This is a genomic window from Diaphorobacter sp. JS3051 (genome assembly GCF_015832135.1).
In the GTDB taxonomy this organism is placed as follows: Bacteria; Pseudomonadota; Gammaproteobacteria; order Burkholderiales; family Burkholderiaceae_C; genus Diaphorobacter; species Diaphorobacter nitroreducens.
In genome coordinates, this window is sequence record NZ_CP065406.1 from 2,516,347 (window position 1) to 2,538,377 (window position 22,031).

Genomic DNA, 22,031 nt, shown 5'->3' on the forward strand with positions numbered 1-22,031 from the left:
TTCTGGCACTGGGCGCGCAGGGTCGCGTGATATAACCGCCCGTCGCTCCTCGGAGTGTTTCGAATTTTCACAGGCCATCATTCCCGCTGATGGAGCCACCAGCCACCCGATGAAGCGCGGTTTCTACACCATCATGTCGGCGCAGTTTTTCAGCTCGCTGGCCGACAACGCATTGTTCGTGACCGCGGTGGAACTGCTGCGTACGAGCGGCGCGCCGGAGTGGCAGCGCGCAGCGCTGGTGCCCATGTTCGCGCTGTTCTACGTGGTGCTGGCGCCGTGGGTGGGCGCATTCGCCGACTCCATGCCCAAGGGGCGGGTGATGTTCATCAGCAATGCCATCAAGGTGGTGGGCTGCCTGATGATGCTGTTCGGCCACCACCCGCTGCTGGCCTACGCCGTGGTGGGCCTGGGCGCGGCGGCGTATTCGCCGGCCAAGTACGGCATCCTCACCGAGCTGCTGCCCGCATCCCAACTCGTGAAAGCCAACGGCTGGATCGAGGGGCTGACCATCGCCTCCATCATCCTGGGCGTGCTTGTGGGCGGCCAATTGGTCGCACCCCACATCGCCAGCCACCTGCTGGCGCTGGACATGCCGGGCATCGATCTGGGCATCGACCTCGCGGCCGAAGCCGCCATCCTGGCGCTGGTGCCGGTGTACATGCTGGCGGCGTGGTTCAACCTGCGCATCCCGCACACGGGCGTGGAGATGCGCCCCCTGCCGCCCAACCCGCTGGCGCTGCTGCCCGACTTCTGGACCTGCAACGGGCGCCTGTGGCGCGACAAGCTCGGGCAGATCTCGCTGTCCACCACCACGCTGTTCTGGGGGGTGTCGGGCAACCTGCGCTACATCGTGCTGGCCTGGAGCGCCGCGGCCCTGGGCTACAGCACCACGCAGGCCTCGGCCCTCGTGGGCGTGGTGGCCATCGGCACGGCCGCGGGCGCGGTGGCGGCGTCCCTGCACATGCGCCTGGACATGGCCACGCGCGTGATCCCGATGGGCATCGCCATGGGCCTGCTGGTGATCCTGATGAATGTCATCAGCAACATCTGGCTGGCCATTCCGTTCCTGATCCTGCTGGGTGGGCTGGGGGGCTTCCTGGTCGTGCCCATGAACGCGCTGCTGCAGCACCGCGGCCATAACCTGATGGGCGCGGGCCGCTCCATTGCCGTGCAGAACTTCAACGAGCAGGCCGCCATCCTGGGCATGGGGGCGTTCTACAGCCTGTCCACCAAGTTCGGGCTGTCGGCCTTCGGTGCCATCACGGCCTTCGGCATGCTGGTGGCGGGCGTGATGTGGCTGATCGGCCGCTGGCACGCGCACAACGTGCGCAGCCATCCCGAGGAAGTGGAGCACCTGCTCTCCATCGCCCGGCACGACCACCACTGAACCGGCGCGTGGGGCTACCCCGCGCAGCCCCGCGCGCCCGCCGTCGCGCCGGCACAATGCGCCGCAAAGGCTGGGCGTCTTCGCGCCTTCACCACTCTGTTTTTGATAACTGCTTGCGCTTGCCAGATAAGCGCTACGGCCACTTTTTGCATGCAATCTCCGCTTCCCGCCCTGGCCTTGCTGTTCAACGCCTTCATCTGGGGACTGTCCTGGTGGCCGTTCCGGCAGATGCACGGCGCGGGACTGCACCCGCTGTGGGCCACGGCGCTCATGTATGGGGCCATCCTCCTTGTGCTGCTGGCGCTGCGGCCGGGCATTTCCGCGCAGCTGCGGCAGCACAAGGCCCTGTGGTTGCTGGCGCTGTGCTCGGGCCTGAACAACGTGGCCTTCAACTGGGCCATCACCATTGGCGACGTGGTCCGCGTGATCCTGCTGTTCTATCTGATGCCAGCCTGGAGCGTGCTGCTGGCCTGGCGCTTCCTGGGCGAGCGGCCCATGCCGCAGGCGCTGGCGCGGCTGCTGCTGGCCTTCAGCGGCGTGCTGCTGGTGCTGTGGCCCGCCGAGGGCGGCCTGCCGCGCCTGCTCGCCGCCCTGACGCTGGCCGATCTGCTCGCGATCCTCGGCGGCTTCACGTTTGCCGTGACCAACGTCACCCTGCGCCGCCTGCACGCCGTCCCGGGCCAGGCGCGCATGGTCGCCATGTTCGGCGGCTGCATGCTCATGGCGCTGCTGGCGGCCCAGTTGGGCCGATCCCTGGGCGTGGTGCCGCCCTTTCCACCGCTGAACGCCACCTGGGCCTGCGTGGCGGCGCTTCTGGCGGTCGTGCTGCTGATCGGCAACTGGGCGTTGCAGTTTGGCGCCGCGCGCCTGGCGGCGGGAACGACGGCGATCATCATGCTGTCGGAGGTGGTGTTCGCCAGCGGCTCCTCGACGCTGCTGGGCGCGGCACAGCTGACGGGCGGGACCCTCGCCGGCGGCGCGCTGATCCTGCTGGCGGCCATCTGGTCGGTCTGGCGGCCGCGGGTGCATGCAGCAGGCACACCCCATGCCCCCAGTGATAAGGTGACGGACACACGACCGGAGGCCCCATGACCACTGCGTATGACTTCGACGCGACACGCATCGACGGCGCACCCCAGCCACTGAGCGACTTCCGCGGTCAGGTGCTGCTCATCGTCAACACCGCCAGCGCCTGCGGCTTCACGCCGCAGTTCACCGGCCTGCAGGCGCTGCACGAACGTTATGGGCCGCGCGGGCTGGTAGTGCTCGGCTTTCCGTGCAACCAGTTCGGCCACCAGGACCCGGGCAGCAACGACGCCATCGCGGGCTTTTGCCAGCGCAACTATGGCGTGCAGTTTCCCATGATGTCCAAGATCGACGTCAACGGCAGCGACGCGCACCCGCTGTACCGCTGGCTCACCGGCGAAGCGCCCGGCGTGCTGGGCACCAAGGCGATCAAGTGGAACTTCACCAAGTTCCTGGTCGGTCGGGACGGCCAGGTGATCCGCCGCTACGCGCCGCAGGAGGCTCCCGAGAAGCTCACGGGCGACATCGAGGCAGCGCTGGCGGCCTGAGGCCAAGCGGTTTTCACAAGCGGTCCGGCGCGACATACACGCTCCACAAAGGCCGCGGCAAGTACAGCCCCGATACCGGCCTCCGGGCCTGCCAAGACCAGCCAAGGCAGCAAGCGGGCTACGGCCCGCGGCTCTCACCGTGCCATGCTGCGTGGGTACGCCGTGGGGGGACAGGTTTGCAGCGCGCGCGCAGGCCCGGCGCCGGACTGCGGCCGGCGGTCAGGACGGCCCATGGCAATCCATCCCCGCAGCGGAGGAGCAAAAAAGGTCAGGAGGAGAACGCGGCGCCGTCCAGCCCCTCGGCCGGGCAGTGACGCATCCGGGCCTCGACCTGGCGCAGCAGGTCGGCCAGGGTCTTGCCGGGCTCCTGGCGGAAGCGCTCGTCCAGCACCTCGAAGGCCGCGATGCGGTCGATGCGAAAGCCCCGGAAGTCATCGCGCAGTTCGCACCAGGCCGACAGCGTCCACACCTTGCCCCAGTAGAAGCAGCCCAGCGGCCGCACGCGCCGCAGGCTGGGCCGGCCCTGCACGTCGGCGTAGTCAAGCCGCACCACGTGGCAGGACTGCACGGCCTCGCGCAGCGCCTGCAGCGCGGCCTGGGCGAGCGTATCCAGCCCCGAGCCCGGCGCGTAGAGCGCTTGCGCCTCGGCCGCCGCGCGCGCGGCGGGCGGCAGCACCGAGAGGATCTTGCCAAGCGCACCCTCGATCTCGCGCGCCATGCCGCCATCGACCCAGGTCTGCGCAAGCCGCGCGGCGGCCACGAGGGCGTTGGCCTCGCCCTGGCTGAACATCAGCGGCGGCAGCTCGAATCCCGCGCCCAGGCGGTAGCCCACGCCGGCCTCGCCTTCAATGGGTATGCCCTGGTGCTGCAGGTCGGCCACGTCGCGGTAAATGGTGCGCAGCGACACTTCCAGCCGCCCGGCGAGAAAGGCGGCCGTGGACAGGCGCCGGCCCCGGATGAGCTGGACGATCTGGAACAGGCGGTCGGCACGGCGCATGGAATCTCAGGCCACGGAAGGAATGGTCCGCATGGTACGGTGCCGGGTGCCAGGCAGGACAGCGCCCGGGCCTGCACTCAGAGCAGCACGCCGATGTGCAGGGCGACGCACTCCGGCCCCTCGTAGCATTCGAAGTCGGTGTCGAAGCGGCGCCGCACCTCCGGATGTTCCTCGAAGTAGCGCCACGCGGCGGCCCAGGCGTCGAGCACCATCTGCGGCATGGGTCCCTCGCAGTGGAACACCAGATAGCTGCCCGGCTGCACCTCGATGCGGGCCGCGCCCACCGGCGGATCGGCCTGCACGGCGGCCGACACGCCGGCCGTCACGTCGAAGGCGCCATGCTGATCGGACTCATAGGCACTGTAGACGCCGTAGAGGCGCCCGTCGGCCCCGGGGCCGGGCAACTGGCGCGCCCAGCTTTCGGTGAAGAACTGGTCCCACAGTGCGCCTATGCGCGCCCGTTCGGGCTGGGCCTCGTCTCGGTTGCAGGTGCGCACGGCAACGCCCGCCACGCTGAACGCCGGCACCTGGACGGTGATTGGGATCATGGAAATCTCTCCTGAACGGAATCCAAGAACGCGCCGATGCTGCCGCCACCCTGCTGACAACGGGGTGTCAGCAGGGTGTGCGAGCCGGCGCCTCAGCGCGCCATGGCGTGCAGGCCGATGGTGTTGCCCTCGGTATCGCGCACGTGGGCGATGTACCCCATGCCCTGGGGCAGCTGCGTGCAGGCATCCACGACCTGGCCACCGGCAGGCACTACACGGGCCAAAGCCGCCTCCACGCTGGGCTCGCAGTCCAGGTAGATGCGCACGCCCGCGTCAGGCGCCGCGCGGCGCTGCGGGCCCGCCACCAGGCAGCCGCCCGTCGCGGGATCGTCCTTGGAGAACAGGGCCATGGGTTCGCTGCCGAAGTCTTCGCGGCGCATGGGCCGGTCCAGCATGCGCTCGTAAAAGGACTGCGCACGGCCGAGATCGGCGCACGGAATCTCGAACCAGTTGATGGCCTGGCTGGATGAGGGGACGGTCATGGAGGGGCTCCTTGAAAGCATGTTGCGAAGGACTCCATGCTGCGGGGAAGCTGCTGACAGCGTCGTGTCAGCAGCCTGTCACCACCCCTCGCGCCGCGCTCAGGCGCCCGGTGCGCGGCGCTGGCGTGCCCGCTCGAGCATCTGCGCAGCCTGCCGAGCGGGCAGGCCGTACATGTCGGCAAAGGCCTCGGGGGTCTGGCCGCTGGCCTCGAAGGCACGCAGCAGCGCCTCGGCCTTGGCATCGCGCTCGGCCACCTCGGCAAAGGCTTCATCGAGCAGGGCGTTGGCCTTCTCGTCGCGGCCGCGCACCAGCGCGTCATAGGCCTCGCGCGTGAGGCCGCTGGCCTCGAACGCCTGGGCAATGCGCCGGCGCAGCTTGGCCGTCAGGTCCTCGCCGTCCTGCGGCTTGCGCCGGCGGAACACCTCCAGCAGCGCGTGGTGCACATGCTCGGGCGCCATGTCCTCCACGGGCTGGCCCTGCAGGTCGTGGCGCTTCATGCCCTGGGCCACCGCATTCAGATAGCGCGTGGACCGCGTGTGGATGGAGAGGGCGAGCTTGAGCGCGTCCTTGTCGATGGCTTGCCCATGCGCGGCCAGCAGGTCCTGGAAGATGCCGCGCTTGAGCGGCAGGAACTGCGCACCGAACAAGTGCGGATACCAGCCCGCCAACTGCTCCAGCAGCGGATGCGTACGGCGGGGTGCACCCGCCGCGGGGCCGCCCTTGGCGCCGGCCTGGGGCGCATCGCCTGTGGCCTGCGCTCCCGGCTCACGCCGCCCCCCCGCGCGGCCACGGCCGCCGCGGCGATTGGCCCTGGGCGCGCGTGCGGCGCCGCTGTCAGCGGCAGGTGCCGGGCTGGCCGACGCGGGGCTCTCCGGTGTCGCATGGCCTTCGGCCGCGGGGACCGCAGCGGCGATGGGTGGCACGCCTTCTTCGTGGATCGGAGCGGGTGCGTTCACGGTGTCGTTCATGGCTCGAAAGCGCGCGGCCGGGCCCCGAAAGCCCGCCCCGCGCGGCGGTCAAAACCCGTCATCATGCCAGCAATGCGGCATCCAGCACCTCCACCCAGTGCTTCACGGGAATGCCCGTGCCGCTTTGCAGGTGGGTGATGCAGCCCATGTTGGCCGAGAGGATGGCCGCAGGCGGCTGCTCGGTGAAGGCCTCGCCCAGCGCGCCCAGCTTGCGGTCGCGCAGCTGGTACGACAGTTCCGGGTTGAGCACCGAGTAGGTGCCGGCCGAGCCGCAGCACAGGTGCGACTCGGTGCGCGCCACGCGCAGCTCGAAGCCCAGCGCCGCCAGGTGCCGCTCCACGCCGCCGCGCAGCTTCTGCCCGTGCTGCAGGGTGCAGGGCGGGTGGTAGGCCAGCGGGGCCGCGGGAGGCTGGATGCGCCCGCGCAGACGCTCCACCAGATCGGGCAGCAGTTCCGACAGATCGCGCGTGAGGGCGCTCACCCGCGCCGCCTTCTCGGCGTACTGCGCGTCGTTGCGCAGCAGGTGGCCGTATTCCTTCACGGTGACGCCGCAGCCCGAGGCATTCATGACGATGGCCTCCACCTCGCCGCGTTCCACGTAGGGCCACCAGGCGTCGATGTTGGCGCGCATCTGGGCGAGGCCCCCTTCCTGATCGTTCAGGTGGAACTTGACCGCGCCGCAGCAGCCCGCCTCGCGCGCCACCACGGTCTGTATGCCTGCAGCATCCAGCACGCGTGCCGTGGCGCTGTTGATGTTGGGCGCCATCGACGGCTGCACGCAGCCCTCCAGCAGCAGCACCTTGCGCGCATGGCTGCGCGTGGGCCAGGCGCCCGCGTCCTGGCGCGGCGGCACCTTGGCGCGCAGGCGCTCGGGCAGCAGGCCGCGCACGGCCTGGCCCACCTTCATTGCCGGGGCAAAGAGCGGCGATGGCAAGCCTTCCTTGAGCATCCAGCGGGCCGCCGCCTCGCCGCGCGGGCGCGGCACCTTTTCCTCGACGATGCGCCGGCCGATGTCCACCAGATGCCCGTACTGCACGCCGCTCGGGCAGGTGCTCTCGCAGTTGCGGCAGGTCAGGCACCGGTCCAGGTGCAACTGCGTCTTGCGCGTGGGCTCGGCCCCTTCCAGCACCTGCTTGATGAGGTAGATGCGCCCGCGCGGGCCGTCCAGCTCATCGCCCAGCAACTGGTAGGTGGGGCAGGTGGCAGTGCAAAAGCCGCAGTGCACGCATTTGCGCAGGATGGCCTCGGCCTCCTGCCCTTCGGGCGTGCCCTGGTACTGGGGTGCGAGCTGGGTCTGCATGGTGTGTCGTGGAGATCGTGGAGGGGTTAGCGGCGCGCGGGGGCGTCTTCGGCGGGTGCGGGGGCGCGGCGCGCGCGCCACAGCTGGGCCAGGCGCTGGCGGTCGGCGGCGAGGGGGGGCAGCGACAGCGCCAGCAGGATGGACGCGAGCGGCACCACCCAGATGAAGCCCACGTACTTGAAGCCCGCCGCACCGACCACGCCGCCGGCGGTGAACATGCCCAGCAGGCTGGCGAACATGCGCAGGCGCGTCTTGTTGGCATGCACCTGCGACTCGCGCGGCGTGCCGCTGCGGTTCCAGTACAGGGCCTTGCCCATCTCGATGCCAAGGTCGGTGACGATGCCCGTCATGTGCGTGGTGCGGATCTGGGCCGAAGACATCTTGGTCACCACCGCGTTCTGCAGCCCCATGATGTAGGCCAGCAGCAGCACCGTGAGCGGCACGGCGAACGGCGTGCGCCAGCCCAGCGTGATGGCCCCCATCAGGCCGAACAGCAGCATCAGCACCGCCTCCAGCAAGAGCGGCAGCGCAAAGCCGCTGCGCAGGTGCTGGTGGCGCGCCCAATTGACGAGGATGGCCGTGGAGCCCGCGCCCGACATGAACGCCCACAGCGTGCCGATGGCGCTGAGCACCAGCGTCATGTTGCCCAGCACCAGGTTGTCGGCCACCAGCGAAAGGAAGCCCGTCATGTGCGAGGTGTACATGTGTACGACCAGAAAGCCCCCCGCGTTGATCGCCCCCGCGTTGAACGCCAGCAGCAGGCCCAGCGTGCGGTTGGTGACCGTGGTGCGGTGCTGCCCGGTCAGGTGGCGCAGCAGCCGCATGGCTAGACGAGGCGCCCGGGGTTGAAGATGCCGGCCGGGTCGAACGCCTGCTTGAGCCGCTGGTGGATCGCAGCGAGCGCCGCAGAATTTGCATCAAAAACGGCTCTAGCGCTTATCCCATCTGCGCTAGCAGCTATGAATAGAGAAGCACTGCCCCCCACCTCGGCGGCCAGTGCGTGCAGTGCATCGCCGTGCTGCGGCAGCGCCTGCACCCAGCGCAGGCCGCCGTGCCACTCCACCAGCGGCGGCGCTACGCCCGCGGGCAATGCCAGCACGGGCGCGGTCTGGGGAACCGACAGGCGCCACAGCGCATGGTTCGCCGCGCGCGCGGCGAACCAGGGCAGGCGCTGGTCGCGGCAAGCCTGCCAGTCGTTAGGCACGGTGGGAGCGTCTTGCAACTCACCTCCCATGCTGCGGCAGGCGGCCTGCACCGCCGCCTGGGCGCCACGCAGGCGCACGTAGAGCTGGCCGCGGCCCGCATCCTCGACCCAGCAGCTGGCGTTGAGCGGCAGCGGCTGGCCGCCCCAGGCGTTGAGGCGGCGCAGCGCCTCGGCCTGGTCGCAGTCAAAGCGCAGCGTGGCCTCGGCCGGCGGCACCGGCAGCACCTTCAGGCTGACCTCGGTGATCACGCCGAGCTGCCCCCAGGCCCCGGCCATGAGGCGCGAGACGTCATAGCCCGCCACGTTCTTCATCACCTGGCCGCCAAAGCGCAGCAGCTCGCCGCGCCCGTTGATGATCTCCACGCCCAGCACGTAGTCGCGCACCGCGCCCACGCTGGCGCGCGCCGGGCCCGACAGGCCGGCCGCCACCATGCCCCCCACGGTGCCGCCTTCGGCAAAGCGTGGCGGCTCAAACGGCAGGCTCTGGCCATGGCGCGCGAGCAGCGCCTCCAACTCCGCCAGCGGCGTGCCGGCCAGCGCGGTCACCACCAGTTCGCTGGGCTCGTAGCTCACGACGCCGGCCAGGGGCCGCATGTCCAGCGGCTCGCCAGCATGCTGCGGCGCGCCCGGGCCATGGAAGTCTTTGGTGCCTCCGCCGCAGATGCGCACGGCGCTGCGGCGGTCTGCGCTGTCGCGCACGCGGTCGATGATCTGGCGAAGGGCTGCGTCCATCCGGCGATGGTACTGCCCTGCCCTTTCGGCCGGCCGGGACGCAGGTTTGATTTTTTTGAACGCGCGGCGTGAATGGCGCTGGCAGCCGTGCGCGCCGCAGGGGTCAGCGCTGGCCGATCTCGCACCAGGCCACGGGCAACCCCGCCACGGCCACGCGGGTGGACAGCACCCGCCCCGACTGGGGCCAGCGCGCCAGCTCATCGGCACTGCGGCCCTTGCGTGCAGAGGTGACGAACAGCGTGTGCCCGTCCGGCCCACCGACGCAGGGCATGGTGGGGCAGGACAGCGGCGTGGGCAGCTCGGCCAGCACCTCGCCGCGCGGCGACAAGCGCAGCACGCGCGCGCCCTCGTACAGCGCGCACCAGTAGGCGCCTTCGGCATCCACAGCGGCACCGTCCGGGCGGCCGCCATAGGGGACTGCCTCATCGCGCGCCGCAAAGCGGTGCAACACACGCGGCGCCCCGATGGGCTCCAACTGGGCGTTGCAGTCCCACGCGCGGATGGTGTGCGAGGGCGTGTCGCTCCAATACAGCGTGCGCCCGTCCGGCGACCAGGCCAGTCCGTTGGCGGTGGCCACGCCGTCCAGCATGCGGCGCACCGTGGGAGCATCGGGGCTGTCCTGGTCCCGGCCGCGCAGGTCGATGCAGTACAGCGCAGCGACGGGCTGGCGCGGGCCCTGGGCGGGCTCATGCACCGTACCCACCCACAGGCGCCCGAGCGCGTCGCACTTGCCGTCGTTGGCACGCTCGGTCGCCGGGTCGATGGGCAAGTGCGCCAGCGTGAGGAGCGGCCCGCCCCAGCGCGGCGCGTGGCAGATGCGGTCGCGCAGCGCCACCACCAGGCCTGCGGGTGTGCCCCCTTGGCGCGCCGGCGCGATGCAGCCGGGCTCGGCCGGCAGGGGCCAGCATTGCGCATCGCTCCCGTGCACGCCGCTGCGCCACAGCGCGCGGCCAGCGATGTCCACCCAGTACAGACGGGACTCCAGGGGGTGCCAGAAAGGAGATTCGCCGAGTTGCGCGGGCGCGGCGGCCAGGGGCGTCCAGGCAGTGTTCATGCAGGCATTATTGGCCGCGGGCCTGCGCGCCGCCCAAAGAAAAGGCCCGCCAAGGGCGGGCCCAAAAAAGGGACAGGGAGTTGCTCGCTTGTCATCGGGGGCGCCGCGCCACCACGCGGCGCCCGCCGTTCAACGCCGCTCAGCGGTGGTAGGCCGTCTCGCCGTGGGAGGTGATGTCCAGGCCCTCGCGCTCGGCTTCCTCGCTCACGCGCAGGCCCACCAGCAGGTCGGCGACCTTGTAGGCGATGAAGGACACCACGCCCGACCACACGATGGTGAACAGCACGCTCTTGACCTGCACCCACACCTGCGCGCCCATGCTGAAGGTGTCGGGCGTCAGGCCGCCGGTGCCGCCCAGGCCCTGGGCCGCGAACACGCCGGTGAGGATGGCGCCCACGATGCCGCCCACGCCATGCACGCCGAACACGTCGAAGGCGTCGTCCACGTTCAGCATCTTCTTCAGGCCGCCCACACCCCACAGGCAGACCAGGCCGGCGATCAGGCCGATCGCGATGGAGCCCATGGGGCCCACGAAGCCCGCGGCGGGCGTGACCGCCACCAGGCCGGCCACCGCGCCCGAGGCCGCGCCCAGCATGGAAGCCTTGCCCTTGTGCAGCGCTTCGCCGGCAATCCACGACAGCGTGGCAGCCGAAGTGGCCAGCACGGTGTTCACGAAGGCCAGACCGGCAGCAGCGTTGGCGGCACCGGCAGAGCCGGCGTTGAAGCCGAACCAGCCCACCCACAGCAGCGAGGCGCCCACCATGGTCAGCGTCAGGCTGTGCGGGGTGAAGGCCTCTTTGCCAAAGCCGATACGCTTGCCCACCATGTAGGCACCCACCAGGCCCGCGATACCGGCATTGATGTGCACCACGGTGCCGCCCGCAAAATCGAGCGCGCCGTCGGCCGCCAGCAGGCCGCCACCCCACACGATGTGGGCCATGGGCACGTAGCTGAAGGTGAACCACAGCAGCGCGAAGATGAGCACGGCCGCAAAACGCATGCGTTCCGCAAAGGAGCCCACGACCAGCGCCACGGTGATGGCCGCGAACGTGCCCTGGAAGGCGATGAACACGTATTCGGGAATGGTCGCCAGCGCACCAAAGGTTTCCTGGCTCACGCCCTTCAGGAAGAGCTTGGACAGGTCGCCCACGAATTGGCCCTCGCCGGAGAACGCGAGGCTGTAGCCGTAGATGGACCACAGCAGCGACACCAGGGCGAAGATCACGAACACCTGCATCAGCACGGACAGCATGTTCTTGGTGCGGCCCAGCCCCCCGTAGAACAAGGCCAGGCCCGGGATGATCATCAGGATCACGAGCAGCGTGGAGGTCAGCATCCAGGCGGTGTCGCCCGAGTCCACCTTGGGCGCGGCGGGCGCCGCTGCCGCTGCCGCGGGTGCGGGTGCCGCAGCAGGTGCTGCGACGGGCTCGGCAGCGGGCGCAGGCGCGGGGGCGACGGCCACGGGCTCCGAAGCCGCCGCGGCCGCGTCGGGTGTCTGGGCCAGCGCGCCGGCGCCACCGGCCAGCAGGCTTGCACCGATCAGTAGGGAAGCAAATAGTTTTTTCATGGCAGATCTCTGGGTCGGGAGGGACGAATGCCTGTGCGGCGCGCGCTCACAGGGCTTCCTGGCCGGTCTCGCCGGTGCGAATGCGCACCACCTGTTCCAGGTGCGCCACGAAGATCTTGCCGTCGCCGATCTTGCCGGTGCGGGCCGCGCCTTCGATGGCCTCGATGACGCGTTCCACCAGCTCGTCGGCCACGGCGGCCTCGATCTTCACCTTGGGCAGGAAGTCCACGACGTACTCGGCGCCGCGGTACAGCTCGGTATGGCCCTTCTGGCGGCCGAAGCCCTTCACCTCGGTCACGGTGATGCCCTGCACGCCGATGTCCGACAGGGACTCGCGCACCTCGTCGAGCTTGAAGGGTTTGATGATGGCGGTGACCATTTTCATGATCGGTTCCTTGTCGAGAGTTAAAGGGTCTTGGTGAGGGAGACGATCAGGCGGGCCTTGTTGGCATCGCCGAAGAAGCCCTTCTTGTTGGCTCCGGCAACCGCCGCGGACAATGACAGGCCGGCGCCGAAGTCGTAGGCGCCGCCCACGCTGTAGTCCACGTAATTGGGCACGCCCAGATCCTTGATGTCGCTGGCAAAGCGCGTGTAGCCCACGGACGCCTTCAGCGTGACGCTGGGCGCAACCTCCTGCGCAAACGCCAGGTTCAGGTAGCCCGTGTTGCGCCCGCGGTTGCTGGAGGTCTTGGCGCCCGCCCAGCCGAAGTAATCCTTGGACACGGTGTGCGAGTACTTGGCCGTGAACGGGCCGTACGTGGCCGCACCGTACAGCTCGGTGGTGTTGCCGCTGGTGTTGCCCGGGTACACATACGTGAGCGCGCCCACATCCAGGTCCACCTCGCCGGCCTTGAATTTGTAGCCGCCGTAGAAGTCGGCCTCGATGGAGTTGCCGGACAGCCAGTCCACGCTGGAGTTCCAGTTGCCCACATAGAAGCCGCTGTCGCCAAAGCTGTAGTCGAACCCGCCCTGGATGGCCGGGTTCACGGCCTTGATGCGGTTCACGTCCTGGTCCTGGCCGCGGAACTTGTAGTTGCTGGTCAGCGACACATTGGCAGTGAGCTGGGCGCTGGCAAGGCCCGGTACGGCGACGGCCGCAAAAGCGAGGGTCAGGGTCTTGAGGGAAAAGCGGTGCATGGTTCCTCCAGTGTTGGGCGACGGTTGACACCCCTCAATGCATGGACCGTGCCACCCCGAAATCCGCCCCGCGACGGCCTGCCGGGTACCATCCTGAGACATACGTGCAGTCACAGGGGTTGCAGCCCGGCGCATTTCGCACCAGCCTGGTGCAGGGCTGCCCTCTTGCGCATCCCGTCGCCATGGTTGCACGCACATGCCTGGGGAGATCCGTTGCGATGAGTCTTGCTTTGGTGCAAAGCCGCGCCCTGCTGGGCCTGCACGCGCCCGCCGTTACGGTGGAAGTACACCTGGCCAACGGGTTGCCCAGCTTCGCGCTGGTGGGCCTGGCCGATGTCGAGGTCAAGGAGGCGCGCGAGCGCGTGCGCTCCGCGCTGCAGAACGCCGGGCTGGAATTCCCGGCCAACAAGAAGATCACCGTGAACCTGGCGCCGGCCGATCTGCCCAAGGACTCCGGCCGCTTCGACCTGCCGATCGCGCTGGGCATCCTGGCCGCGAGCGGGCAGATCGACGCGGCCCGGTTGGACGGCTGGGAGTTCGCCGGCGAGCTATCGCTGTCGGGCCTGCTGCGCCCGGTGCGCGGCGCCCTGGCGACCAGCTTGGCGCTGCGCGCGCTGGCGCAGCCCGTACGCACGGTGCTTCCCCCCGGCAGCGCCGAAGAAGCTGCGCTGGTGCCGGGCACCGAGATCTACCGCGCGCACCACCTGTTGGACGTGGTACGCCAGTTCGTGCCCGTGCCCCCGCCGAACGATGATGGCGCGGACGACGGCGGTTGGCAGCGGCTGCAACCCGCGCCGCCGGCCCCGGCCACCGATGGCCCGGACCTGGCCGACGTGAAGGGGCAGGCCGCGGCCAAGCGCGCACTGGAGATCGCTGCCGCAGGCGGGCACGGGCTGCTGCTCGTGGGGCCCCCGGGCTCGGGCAAGTCCATGCTGGCCCAGCGTTTTGCCGGGCTGCTGCCCCCGATGGGGGTGGAGCAAGCGCTGGAGAGCGCGGCCATTGCCAGCCTGGCGGGGCGCTTCAGCCCCGCGCAGTGGATGCAGCGCACCACAGCCAGCCCGCACCACAGCTGCAGCGCGATCGCGCTGGTGGGTGGGGGCTCGCCGCCGCGCCCGGGCGAGATCTCGCTCGCGCACGAAGGCGTGCTGTTCCTCGATGAATTCCCCGAATTCGCCCGCAGCGCCCTGGAGGCGCTGCGCGAGCCGCTGGAGAGCGGGCGCATCACCATTGCCCGGGCGGCGCAGCGCGCCGAGTTCCCGGCGCGCTTTCAGCTCGTGGCGGCCATGAACCCCTGCCCCTGTGGTTTTGCGGGCTCGCACCAGCGCGCCTGCCGCTGCACACCCGACCAGATCGCGCGCTACCAGGGCAAGCTCAGCGGCCCGCTGCTGGACCGCATCGACCTGCATGTGGAGGTGCCCGCGCTGCCGCCCGAGGAACTGCTGGGCGCCCCGCCCGGCGAACCCAGCGGCGCCGTGCGCGAACGCGTGGCCCGCGCGCACGAACGAGCGCTCCAGCGCCAGGGCAAGGCCAACCAGGCATTGCAGGGCCAGGAGCTGGAACAGATGGCGGCGCTGGACACCGCGGCCGCGCGGTTCCTGCAGGCCGCGGCGGCGCGCCTGGCGTGGTCGGCGCGCAGCACGCACCGGGCCCTCAAGGTTGCACGTACTATTGCCGATCTATCGGGCTGCGAGACCGTGGGCGCCGCCCATGTGGCCGAAGCCGTGCAATACCGGCGCGTCCTGCGCGCACCGGCGTGACGCGCCACCGCTGCCCTTCCTTGTTTGAATCCTCCTGAAGATCCTATGAAAAACCTCAGCATCGGCACCCGCCTGGGAGGCGGCTTCGCCCTGTCCTGCTGCTGATGGCCCTGATGACGGCCTTTGGCGTATGGCGCCTGCAGACCGTGGCGCAAGCCACCAACGAGATGACGCAGCAACCCCTGGCGGTGGAGCGCATGATCAGCGACTGGTACCGCTACGTGTACAGCGCGGCGCGGCGCACCTCGGCCATCGTCAAGAGCACGGACCCCTCGCTCGGCCAGTTCTTCGCGGCGGACACCGCCACCTCCACGCGCGAATCGGCCGAGCTGCAAAAGCGTATCGAAACACTGCTCACCAGCGACGAGGAAAAGGCCCTGTGGGCCGACATCCAGAAGGCGCGCGTGACCTACCTGTCCTCGCGCGACCAGGCCGTGAAGGCCAAGGCCGAGGGCCAGCTGGAGGAGGCCGAACGCCTGCTCACCCAGGTGTACCTGCCCGCCACCGACCAGTACGTGGCGCTGATCCAGCGCCTGCTGGACATGCAACGCGCCCGCATCGACGCCACGGCGCAGGGGATCAATGTCACCTATGGGCAAAGCCGGCTGTGGCTGATCGTGCTGGGCGTGCTCGGCCTGGGCGCAGGCGCCCTGTGCGCATGGTGGCTCACACGCGGCATCACGCGGCCGCTGGCGCAGGCCGTGCAGGTGGCGCGCGCCGTGGCGGCCAACGACCTCACCAGCCGCGTGCAGGTCGACTCGCGCGACGAGACCGGCCAGCTGCTGCAGGCGCTGCAGGAGATGAACGCCAGCCTGTCGCAGGTGGTGGCGCGCGTGCGCTCGGGCACCGACGGCATCGCCACGGCGTCCAGCCAGCTCGACGCAGGCAACCAGGACCTGTCCTCGCGCACCGAGGAGCAGGCCAGCTCGCTGCAGGAAACCGCCGCCTCGATGGAGCAGCTGACCAGCACCGTGCGCCAGAACGCCGACAACGCGCGTCAGGCCAACCAGTTGGCATCCTCCGCCGCGCAGACGGCCACGCAGGGCGGCCAGGTGGTGGCCGGCGTGGTGCAGACCATGGGCGCCATCAACGCCAGCAGCCGCAAGATCAGCGACATCATCGGCGTGATCGACTCGATCGCCTTCCAGACCAACATCCTGGCGCTGAATGCCGCGGTGGAGGCCGCACGCGCCGGCGAGCAGGGCCGCGGCTTTGCCGTGGTGGCCGGCGAGGTGCGCGCACTGGCACAGCGCAGCGCGGCTGCCGCCAAGGACATCAAGGGCCTGATCGGCGACTCGGTCGCCAAGGTGGAGGAAGGCTCCCACCAGGTCGAGGAAGCCGGCCGCACCATGGACGCCATCGTGCAGAGCGTGCAGCGCGTGAGCGACCTGGTGGCCGAGATCACCGCCGCCAGCCAGGAGCAGAGCGCGGGCATCGAGCAGGTGCACCAGGCCATCACGCAGATGGACCAGGTCACGCAGCAGAACGCCGCACTGGTGGAGGAAGCCACCGCCGCCACGGGCTCGCTCAAGGCCCAGGCTGGCCAGTTGGCCCAGGCAGTGAGCGTGTTCCGCGTGGAAGGCCTGCAGGCCGCCCAGACGGCAACGGCAACGGCAGCGCCCGCCCCCTTCCGCCGGCCCGCACCGGCCACAACGACCAAGCCCCCCGCAGCAGCGCGCACGCTGGCGGCGCCCACCCGCCCGCCGGCAGCGGCCAAGGCGGCCCCGGCCGCCGCGCGCCACAGCGACGACGATTGGGAAGCCTTCTGAGCGCCCCGGGCGGGGATGCCCCACCCGCCGCGTTTTGCTACGTTATTTATAGCTGTTAGCGCTGATTCAACAAGCGCTACAGCCCAAAAATGCAGTAAAGCAAACAGGCGCAGCCCCGGGCGTCAGACGAACATGCCGCCCGATGCCTCGATGCGCTGCGCATTCACCCAACCCGTGCCCGGCTGCAGCAGCGCAGCGATCACGCCACCGATGTCGTCCGGCAGGCCCACGCGGCCCAGCGCGGTCTGGCCGGCGATGAAGGCGTTGAGCTGCGCGTTGTCGCGCACGGCGCCGCCGCCAAAATCCGTCTCGATCGCGCCAGGCGCCACCACGTTCACGGCAATGCCGCGGGCGCCCAGTTCCTTGGCCAGGTAGCGCGTCAGCACCTCCACCCCGCCCTTCATCGCCGCATAGGCCGCGTAGCCCGGTAGCGCGAACCGCGCCAGGCCCGACGACACGTTCAGGATGCGCCCGCCGTCGTTCATCAGCGGCAGCAGCTTCTGTGTGAGGAAAAACACGCCCTTGAGGTGGATGTTGACCATGTCGTCGAACTGCGCCTCGGTGGTTTCCATGAAGCTGGCATACACGCCCACGCCCGCGTTGTTCACGAGGAAGTCGAAGCGCTCGCGCTGCCAGTGCCGCGCCAGCAGGTCGCGCACCTGGCCTGCGAAAGCGGTAAAGGTGGCGCTGGCCGCCACGTCCAGGGGCAGCGCCACGGCGCGGCGGCCGAGGGCCTCGATCTCTGCGACGACGGCCTGCGCCTCGGCGGCCTGGCTGCGGTAGGTCAGGATCACATCGGTGCCGGACCGCGCCACGTGCAACGCGGCATTGCGGCCCAGTCCCCGGCTGCCGCCGGTGATGAGGGCGATGGCCGGGCGGGCGGCCATGCCGGCGGTGGCCGTAGAGGAGGAAGAAGATGCGGCGTGGCTCATGGCGGGAACCTTTCAGTGAGGAGTGAGAAGCAGTGAGCGGACTCTATTGATCCGCGCTGCATCCATAAATCACTGAAAATTGATCGCATCGTTCTTTTGATACGAACAATGAGCCCGTTTGACCGCATGCACATCTTCGTCCGCGTGGCCGAGCTGGCCAGCTTCACGCAGGCCGCCGAAGCGCTGGGCATTCCCAAGGCCAGCGCCTCCACCGCCGTGCAGCAGCTCGAAACCCAGCTTGGCACGCGCCTGCTGCACCGCACCACCCGGCGCGTCCAGCTCACGCAGGACGGGCAGGCCTATTACGAGCGGTGCAAGGACCTGCTGGCCGACGTGGACGAGCTGCAGTCCATGTTCCAGCAGGCCGACGGCGCCGGCCTGAAAGGACGCGTGCGCATCGACATGTCCACCGGCATGGCGCGCAACGTGGTGGTGCCCCGCCTGCCCGAACTGCTGGCGCGCCACCCCGGTCTGGAGGTGGAGCTGAGCAGCACCGAGCGCCGCGTGGACGTGGTGCGCGAGGGCTTCGACTGCGTGCTGCGCACGGGCGCCGTGGTGGACAGCAGCCTGGTCGCGCGCCCGCTGGGGCTGGCGCGGCTGGTCAACTGCGCCAGCCCGGCCTATCTGCGCGCGCATGGCACGCCACGCTCGCTCGCCGACCTGCCGGGCCACCGGCTGGTGCATTTCGTGAACACGCTGGGCGCCCGCTCTGCAGGCTTCGAGGCCGTGGTGGATGGCGCACTCGTGCTCACCCCCATGCAGGGCGCCCTCACGGTGAACAATGCCGAGGCCTACATGGCCGGCTGCCTGGCGGGGCTGGGCCTGATCCAGGTGCCGCATCTGGGCGTGGTGGACCTGCTGGCGCGCGGCGATCTGGTCGAAGTGCTGCCGCAACTGGCCGCCCCGCCGATGCCGCTCACGCTGATGTACGCCAACCGCCGCAACCTGCCGCGGCGCGTGCGCACGGTGATGGACTGGCTGGCGCAGGTGGTGGCGGAGCATCTGGCGCAGGTGGCCGCCGCCTGAACGGCCTGGCCCCCACGTGTCCCTGGGCCGCTACACGCCCAGGTACTGCCGCCGCGCCGCGGCGTCGCCCGCCAGCTGCGCCATGCCGGCGCTGTACACGATGCGGCCCTGCTCCAGCACGCAGGCGCGGTCGGCCACGGCCTCGGCGAAGGGCAGGTTCTGTTCGCTCAGCAGGATGCCGATGCCCTGCGCCTTCAGCGCGCGGATGGTGCGCGCCATCTGCTGCACGATGACCGGCGCCACGCCCTCCGAGGGCTCGTCCAGCAGCACCAGCAGCGGCTGGCCCATGAGGGTGCGCGCCACGGTCAGCATCTGCTGCTCTCCGCCGCTCATGCGCCCGCCGGGGCGGTCGGGCATTTCGCCCAGGTTGGGGAACAGCGTGAACAGCCGCTCGGGCGTCCACAGCGGCGCGGGCGTGCCGTCCGGCCAGTGGCGCGGCTTCTGACGGCCCACTTCCAGGTTCTCCAGTACCGTGAGGTCGGTGAAGATGCGCCGGTCCTCCGGCACGTAGCCCAGGCCGCGCCGCGCGATGGCGTGCGGCGGCTGGCGGTCGATGCGCTGGCCCAGGAATTCGATGCGCCCGCTGCGCCGCTCCAGCAGGCCGGCAATGCCCTTGAGCGTGGTGGACTTGCCCGCGCCGTTGCGCCCCATCAGGGCCACCACCTCGCCGTGCCCCACGCTCAGCGATACGCCGTGCAGGATGTGGGCCGCGCCGTACCAGGCGTGCAGGTCTGCCACCTCCAGCAAGGGTGTTTTTGCTTCTAGAACTTTGCTGGGCAAGTGCAAGGCGCTATCGTTTTGATTCGTCATGCCGACTCCAGTGCCAGCCCCGTGCCCAGGTAGGCGGCCTGCACCCGCGCGTCGTCCTGGATCTGCTGCGGCGTGCCCTCGGCCAGCAGCTGGCCGCGCACCAGCACGGCCACGCGGTCGGCCAGGCCGAAGACCACGTCCATGCTGTGCTCGGTGAACAGCACGCCCATGTGCCGTTCGCGCGCGATGCGCTGCACCAGCTGCATGAGCGCCAAACGCTCGGCCGGCGCCATGCCGGCGGTGGGCTCGTCCATGAGCAGCAGCGCCGGGGCGTGCGCCAGCGCCATGGCCAGCTCCACGCGCTTGACGTCGCCGTAGGCCAGCGCGCTGCACGGGCGCTGCGCCTGGGCAGCCATGCCCACCTGCTCCAGCAGCGCCAGCGCATCCTGCGGGCGGTGCGCATCGGCACGGCGCCACCAGCGCCAGGCGTGCCGGTCGTGCGACAGCAGCGCCATCTGCACGTTCTGCAGCACGGTGAAGCTGGCAAAGGTCTGCGCGATCTGGAAGGTGCGCCCCACTCCGCGCCGCCAGACGGCGCGCGGCGCCAGGCCGGTGATGTCCTGCCCCTGCAGCAGCACGCACCCCGCATCGGGCAGGAGCTGCCCGCCCACCAGGTTGAAGGTGGTGCTCTTGCCCGCGCCGTTGGGGCCGATCAGCGCCAGCAGCTCGCCGGCCTGCAGCGCGAACGACACGCCCTGCACGGCCTGCACGCCGCCGAAGGACTTGCGCAGCCCCTGGACCTGCAGCAGGCTCATGGCGCGCCCTCCTGCGCTTTGTTTTTGATAGCTGTTCGCGCTTGCCACATCTGCGCAAACCCCGAAATCCCTTGAGGAAACAGCAGCACCAGCAGCAGCATGATGCCGCCCAGCAGCGCGCGCCAGTATCCAGTACTGCGCGCCACGGTGTCGTGCAGCCAGGTGAACACGCCCGCACCCACCACCGGCCCGGCCAGCTGCTGCATGCCGCCCAGCAGCACCATCACCAGCCCGTCCACCGAGCGCGACACGCCCAGCGCATCGGGCGCCACGCTGCCTTTGGAAAACACGTACAGCGCCCCCGCCAGACCGGCCAGCAGCCCCGCCGCCACGAAGGCGGCCCACTGCACGCCGCGCACGTCGATGCCAATGGCGTCGGCCCGCAGCGCCGAGTCGCGCGCCGCGCGCAGCGCCCAGCCCAACGGCGCAAACAGCATGCGCCGCAGCAGGTAGATGCCCGCCACGGCCAGCGCCAGCACCAGCCAGTAGAAGCCCGCGCCCTGCGCGGCCCACTGCGGCGGCCACACGCCGGTGATGCCGTTGCTGCCGCCGGTGAACCCGTCCCACTGGTAGGCGATGGCCCAGGTGATCTGTGCGAACGCCAGCGTCAGCATGGTGAGCGACACGCCCGACAGGCGCACGCAGAACCAGCCGTACACCAGCGCACCAGCAGCCGCCACCAGCGGCCCCAGCAGCAGCGCCGTGCCCATGGGCCAGTCCAGCCAGCGCACCAGCAGCGCCGCGCCGTAGGCGCCCAGGCCGAAGTACGCCGCATGGCCAAACGAATGCAGCCCGCCCGGCCCCAGGATGCAATGCAGGCTGGCGGCGAACAGCGCGGCAATCGCGATGTCGGTCAACAGCACGGTGGCGTAGCTGCCCGGCTCCACCGCCAGCGGCAGCAGCGCCAGGCCCAGCACCAGCGCGCACCAGGCGGCCGTGGCACCCTGCCCCGCCTGGCGCAGCGGCGCCTCGGGCGTGCCCACGCCACGCGCCACGGCCTGCGGGCGGCCCATCAGGCCCCAGGGCCGCCAGATGAGCACGGCCGCCATCACCAGGAATTCCACCACCAGCGTGAGCTGGGGAAAGGCCACCTCCACCCCCGCGACCTCGACCACGCCCAGCCAGATGCACACGGCCTTGAGCTCGACAATCACCAACGCCGCCACGAACGCGCCGGGCAGCGAGCCCATGCCGCCCACCACCACCACCACGAAGGCGGCGCCGATGGTGAGCATGTCCAGCTCCAGGCTGGCAGGCTCGCGCGGCAGCTGCAGCGCGCCGCCCAGGCCTGCCAGCAGGGCCCCCAGCGCGAACACGCTGGTGAACAGCCAGGCCTGGTTCACGCCCAGCGCACCGACCATCTCACGGTCCTGCGTGGCGGCGCGCACCAGCGTGCCCCAGCGCGTGCGCGTGAGCAGCAGCGTGAGCAGCACCAGCACCAGCGGCCCCACGGCCATCAGGAACAGGTCGTAGGCCGGGAAGCGCCGGCCCAGCAGGTCCACCGCGCCCTCCAGGCCCGGCGCGCGCGGGCCGAACAGCTCCTGCGGCCCCCAGAGCCACAGCGCCGCGTCCTTGAACACCAGCACCAAGGCGAAGGTGGCCAGCAGCTGCAACAGTTCGGGTGCGCGGTAGATGCGGCGCAGCAGCAGCACCTCCACCGCCGCGCCCAGCAGGCCCACGGCCAGCGGAGCCAACAGCAGCGCAGGCCAGAAGCCGAGGGCCTCGCCCAGACGCTCCACCAGGGCATAGGCCAGGTACAGGCCCAGCATGTAGAACGAGCCGTGCGCGAAGTTGACGATGCGCATCACCCCAAAGATCAGCGACAGCCCCGCCGCCACGAGGAACAACGTGGAAGCGCCCGCCAGGCCATTGAGCAGTTGGGCCAGCAGCCCCGAAACATCCATGTCAGTCGTCCAATGCCGCACAGGGCCACCGCAGCCCGCGCGGTTGAAGCCCGCAGCCGTCGCGCCCGGGTCGCCCCGCGGTAGCGGCCGCGCGGTCCCCCAAGGGAAGGGCGCCGGCGCAGAGTCC

At 70.3% G+C, this 22,031-nt stretch carries 20 protein-coding genes and 1 pseudogene; 6 read left to right on the forward strand and 15 right to left on the reverse strand.

From position 1 onward, the window contains the following. Positions 1–109 precede the first annotated feature (109 nt). The 3 genes from lplT (at position 110) to I3K84_RS12145 (ending at position 2,961) form a co-directional block, all read left to right on the forward strand. Positions 110–1,387 carry a lysophospholipid transporter LplT gene (gene lplT / locus I3K84_RS12135; protein ID WP_011803644.1) on the forward strand — a complete coding sequence of 426 codons (1,278 nt, stop codon included), beginning with the start codon at positions 110–112 and terminating at the stop codon, positions 1,385–1,387. Positions 1,388–1,537: 150 nt separating this feature from the next. After that, positions 1,538–2,479 (forward strand): DMT family transporter, encoded by a 942-nt coding sequence (locus I3K84_RS12140; RefSeq protein ID WP_196994597.1) that lies wholly within the window; start codon positions 1,538–1,540, stop codon positions 2,477–2,479. Beyond that, the gene (locus I3K84_RS12145) at positions 2,476–2,961 is read left to right on the forward strand and encodes a glutathione peroxidase (RefSeq protein WP_196994598.1); all 486 of its coding nucleotides are present in this window, start codon (positions 2,476–2,478) and stop codon (positions 2,959–2,961) included. Before I3K84_RS12140 ends, I3K84_RS12145 begins: the two co-directional genes overlap by 4 nt. A 268-nt stretch (positions 2,962–3,229) precedes the next feature. Here I3K84_RS12145 and I3K84_RS12150 read toward each other — a convergent pair whose 3' ends face one another. From I3K84_RS12150 to I3K84_RS12200, 11 genes are all read right to left on the reverse strand, one after another. After that, entirely contained in the window at positions 3,230–3,958 is a 729-nt protein-coding gene (locus I3K84_RS12150; protein ID WP_196994599.1) for a YafY family protein, read from the reverse strand. Between the two features lie 77 nt (positions 3,959–4,035). Beyond that, the gene (locus I3K84_RS12155; protein WP_047350197.1) at positions 4,036–4,506 is read right to left on the reverse strand and encodes a GyrI-like domain-containing protein; all 471 of its coding nucleotides are present in this window, start codon (positions 4,504–4,506) and stop codon (positions 4,036–4,038) included. 92 nt (positions 4,507–4,598) lie between these two features. Beyond that, on the reverse strand, positions 4,599–4,988 hold the full coding sequence (locus I3K84_RS12160) for a VOC family protein (protein WP_231403316.1): 390 nt from the start codon (positions 4,986–4,988) through the stop codon (positions 4,599–4,601). Positions 4,989–5,087: 99 nt separating this feature from the next. After that, positions 5,088–5,957: a ProQ/FINO family protein gene (locus tag I3K84_RS12165; RefSeq protein ID WP_196994601.1), complete on the reverse strand. Its 870-nt coding sequence runs from the start codon at positions 5,955–5,957 to the stop codon at positions 5,088–5,090. A 61-nt stretch (positions 5,958–6,018) separates the two neighbouring features. Continuing rightward, positions 6,019–7,257 (reverse strand): glycolate oxidase subunit GlcF, encoded by a 1,239-nt coding sequence (gene glcF / locus I3K84_RS12170; protein WP_196994602.1) that lies wholly within the window; start codon positions 7,255–7,257, stop codon positions 6,019–6,021. Positions 7,258–7,283: 26 nt separating this feature from the next. Further along, the gene (locus I3K84_RS12175; protein WP_103736859.1) at positions 7,284–8,081 is read right to left on the reverse strand and encodes a YoaK family protein; all 798 of its coding nucleotides are present in this window, start codon (positions 8,079–8,081) and stop codon (positions 7,284–7,286) included. 2 nt (positions 8,082–8,083) lie between these two features. After that, the gene (glcE, locus tag I3K84_RS12180; RefSeq protein WP_196994603.1) at positions 8,084–9,193 is read right to left on the reverse strand and encodes a glycolate oxidase subunit GlcE; all 1,110 of its coding nucleotides are present in this window, start codon (positions 9,191–9,193) and stop codon (positions 8,084–8,086) included. A 103-nt stretch (positions 9,194–9,296) separates the two neighbouring features. Then, a complete protein-coding gene (locus I3K84_RS12185; RefSeq protein ID WP_196994604.1) occupies positions 9,297–10,247 on the reverse strand; it encodes an SMP-30/gluconolactonase/LRE family protein in 951 nt (316 codons plus the stop codon). A gap of 139 nt (positions 10,248–10,386) precedes the next feature. After that, positions 10,387–11,814 (reverse strand): ammonium transporter, encoded by a 1,428-nt coding sequence (locus I3K84_RS12190; protein WP_196994605.1) that lies wholly within the window; start codon positions 11,812–11,814, stop codon positions 10,387–10,389. Between the two features lie 46 nt (positions 11,815–11,860). After that, entirely contained in the window at positions 11,861–12,199 is a 339-nt protein-coding gene (gene glnK, locus I3K84_RS12195; protein WP_011803632.1) for a P-II family nitrogen regulator, read from the reverse strand. A gap of 20 nt (positions 12,200–12,219) precedes the next feature. Continuing rightward, positions 12,220–12,951, reverse strand: a complete 732-nt coding sequence (locus I3K84_RS12200; protein WP_047350190.1) for a TorF family putative porin — start codon at positions 12,949–12,951, stop codon at positions 12,220–12,222. 218 nt (positions 12,952–13,169) lie between these two features. Here I3K84_RS12200 and I3K84_RS12205 point away from each other — a divergent pair, with 218 nt between their 5' ends. Next, the gene (locus I3K84_RS12205) at positions 13,170–14,708 is read left to right on the forward strand and encodes a YifB family Mg chelatase-like AAA ATPase (protein WP_196994606.1); all 1,539 of its coding nucleotides are present in this window, start codon (positions 13,170–13,172) and stop codon (positions 14,706–14,708) included. A 45-nt stretch (positions 14,709–14,753) separates the two neighbouring features. Beyond that, positions 14,754–16,477: pseudogene (locus I3K84_RS12210) on the forward strand (methyl-accepting chemotaxis protein). Positions 16,478–16,599: 122 nt separating this feature from the next. On the opposite strand, the gene I3K84_RS12215 reads toward I3K84_RS12210, so the two are convergent. Then, positions 16,600–17,409: an SDR family NAD(P)-dependent oxidoreductase gene (locus I3K84_RS12215; protein WP_196994607.1), complete on the reverse strand. Its 810-nt coding sequence runs from the start codon at positions 17,407–17,409 to the stop codon at positions 16,600–16,602. 108 nt (positions 17,410–17,517) lie between these two features. Here I3K84_RS12215 and I3K84_RS12220 point away from each other — a divergent pair, with 108 nt between their 5' ends. Next, positions 17,518–18,435: a LysR family transcriptional regulator gene (locus I3K84_RS12220; RefSeq protein ID WP_196994608.1), complete on the forward strand. Its 918-nt coding sequence runs from the start codon at positions 17,518–17,520 to the stop codon at positions 18,433–18,435. 30 nt (positions 18,436–18,465) lie between these two features. Here I3K84_RS12220 and I3K84_RS12225 read toward each other — a convergent pair whose 3' ends face one another. The 3 genes from I3K84_RS12225 to I3K84_RS12235 are packed head-to-tail and all read right to left on the reverse strand — an operon-like array spanning position 18,466 to position 21,904. Continuing rightward, positions 18,466–19,245, reverse strand: a complete 780-nt coding sequence (locus I3K84_RS12225) for an ABC transporter ATP-binding protein (RefSeq protein ID WP_011803626.1) — start codon at positions 19,243–19,245, stop codon at positions 18,466–18,468. After that, a complete protein-coding gene (locus I3K84_RS12230) occupies positions 19,242–20,000 on the reverse strand; it encodes an ABC transporter ATP-binding protein (protein ID WP_196994609.1) in 759 nt (252 codons plus the stop codon). Before I3K84_RS12230 ends, I3K84_RS12225 begins: the two co-directional genes overlap by 4 nt. Further along, on the reverse strand, positions 19,997–21,904 hold the full coding sequence (locus I3K84_RS12235) for an ABC transporter permease (protein WP_196994610.1): 1,908 nt from the start codon (positions 21,902–21,904) through the stop codon (positions 19,997–19,999). Before I3K84_RS12235 ends, I3K84_RS12230 begins: the two co-directional genes overlap by 4 nt. Between the last annotated feature and the right edge of the window lie 127 nt (positions 21,905–22,031).

Coding starts and splice junctions, on each gene's coding strand:
- I3K84_RS12205 (WP_196994606.1), top strand. CDS start 13,170: ATGAGTCTTGCTTTGGTGCAAAGCCGCGCCCTGCTGGGCCTGCACGCG.
- I3K84_RS12230 (WP_196994609.1), bottom strand. CDS start 20,000: ATGAGCCTGCTGCAGGTCCAGGGGCTGCGCAAGTCCTTCGGCGGCGTG.
- glcE (WP_196994603.1), bottom strand. CDS start 9,193: ATGGACGCAGCCCTTCGCCAGATCATCGACCGCGTGCGCGACAGCGCA.
- I3K84_RS12200 (WP_047350190.1), bottom strand. CDS start 12,951: ATGCACCGCTTTTCCCTCAAGACCCTGACCCTCGCTTTTGCGGCCGTC.
- I3K84_RS12185 (WP_196994604.1), bottom strand. CDS start 10,247: ATGAACACTGCCTGGACGCCCCTGGCCGCCGCGCCCGCGCAACTCGGC.
- I3K84_RS12225 (WP_011803626.1), bottom strand. CDS start 19,245: ATGACGAATCAAAACGATAGCGCCTTGCACTTGCCCAGCAAAGTTCTA.
- I3K84_RS12155 (WP_047350197.1), bottom strand. CDS start 4,506: ATGATCCCAATCACCGTCCAGGTGCCGGCGTTCAGCGTGGCGGGCGTT.
- I3K84_RS12160 (WP_231403316.1), bottom strand. CDS start 4,988: ATGACCGTCCCCTCATCCAGCCAGGCCATCAACTGGTTCGAGATTCCG.
- I3K84_RS12140 (WP_196994597.1), top strand. CDS start 1,538: ATGCAATCTCCGCTTCCCGCCCTGGCCTTGCTGTTCAACGCCTTCATC.
- I3K84_RS12215 (WP_196994607.1), bottom strand. CDS start 17,409: ATGAGCCACGCCGCATCTTCTTCCTCCTCTACGGCCACCGCCGGCATG.
- I3K84_RS12165 (WP_196994601.1), bottom strand. CDS start 5,957: ATGAACGACACCGTGAACGCACCCGCTCCGATCCACGAAGAAGGCGTG.
- I3K84_RS12175 (WP_103736859.1), bottom strand. CDS start 8,081: ATGCGGCTGCTGCGCCACCTGACCGGGCAGCACCGCACCACGGTCACC.
- I3K84_RS12145 (WP_196994598.1), top strand. CDS start 2,476: ATGACCACTGCGTATGACTTCGACGCGACACGCATCGACGGCGCACCC.
- glnK (WP_011803632.1), bottom strand. CDS start 12,199: ATGAAAATGGTCACCGCCATCATCAAACCCTTCAAGCTCGACGAGGTG.
- glcF (WP_196994602.1), bottom strand. CDS start 7,257: ATGCAGACCCAGCTCGCACCCCAGTACCAGGGCACGCCCGAAGGGCAG.
- I3K84_RS12190 (WP_196994605.1), bottom strand. CDS start 11,814: ATGAAAAAACTATTTGCTTCCCTACTGATCGGTGCAAGCCTGCTGGCC.
- I3K84_RS12150 (WP_196994599.1), bottom strand. CDS start 3,958: ATGCGCCGTGCCGACCGCCTGTTCCAGATCGTCCAGCTCATCCGGGGC.
- lplT (WP_011803644.1), top strand. CDS start 110: ATGAAGCGCGGTTTCTACACCATCATGTCGGCGCAGTTTTTCAGCTCG.
- I3K84_RS12220 (WP_196994608.1), top strand. CDS start 17,518: ATGAGCCCGTTTGACCGCATGCACATCTTCGTCCGCGTGGCCGAGCTG.
- I3K84_RS12235 (WP_196994610.1), bottom strand. CDS start 21,904: ATGGATGTTTCGGGGCTGCTGGCCCAACTGCTCAATGGCCTGGCGGGC.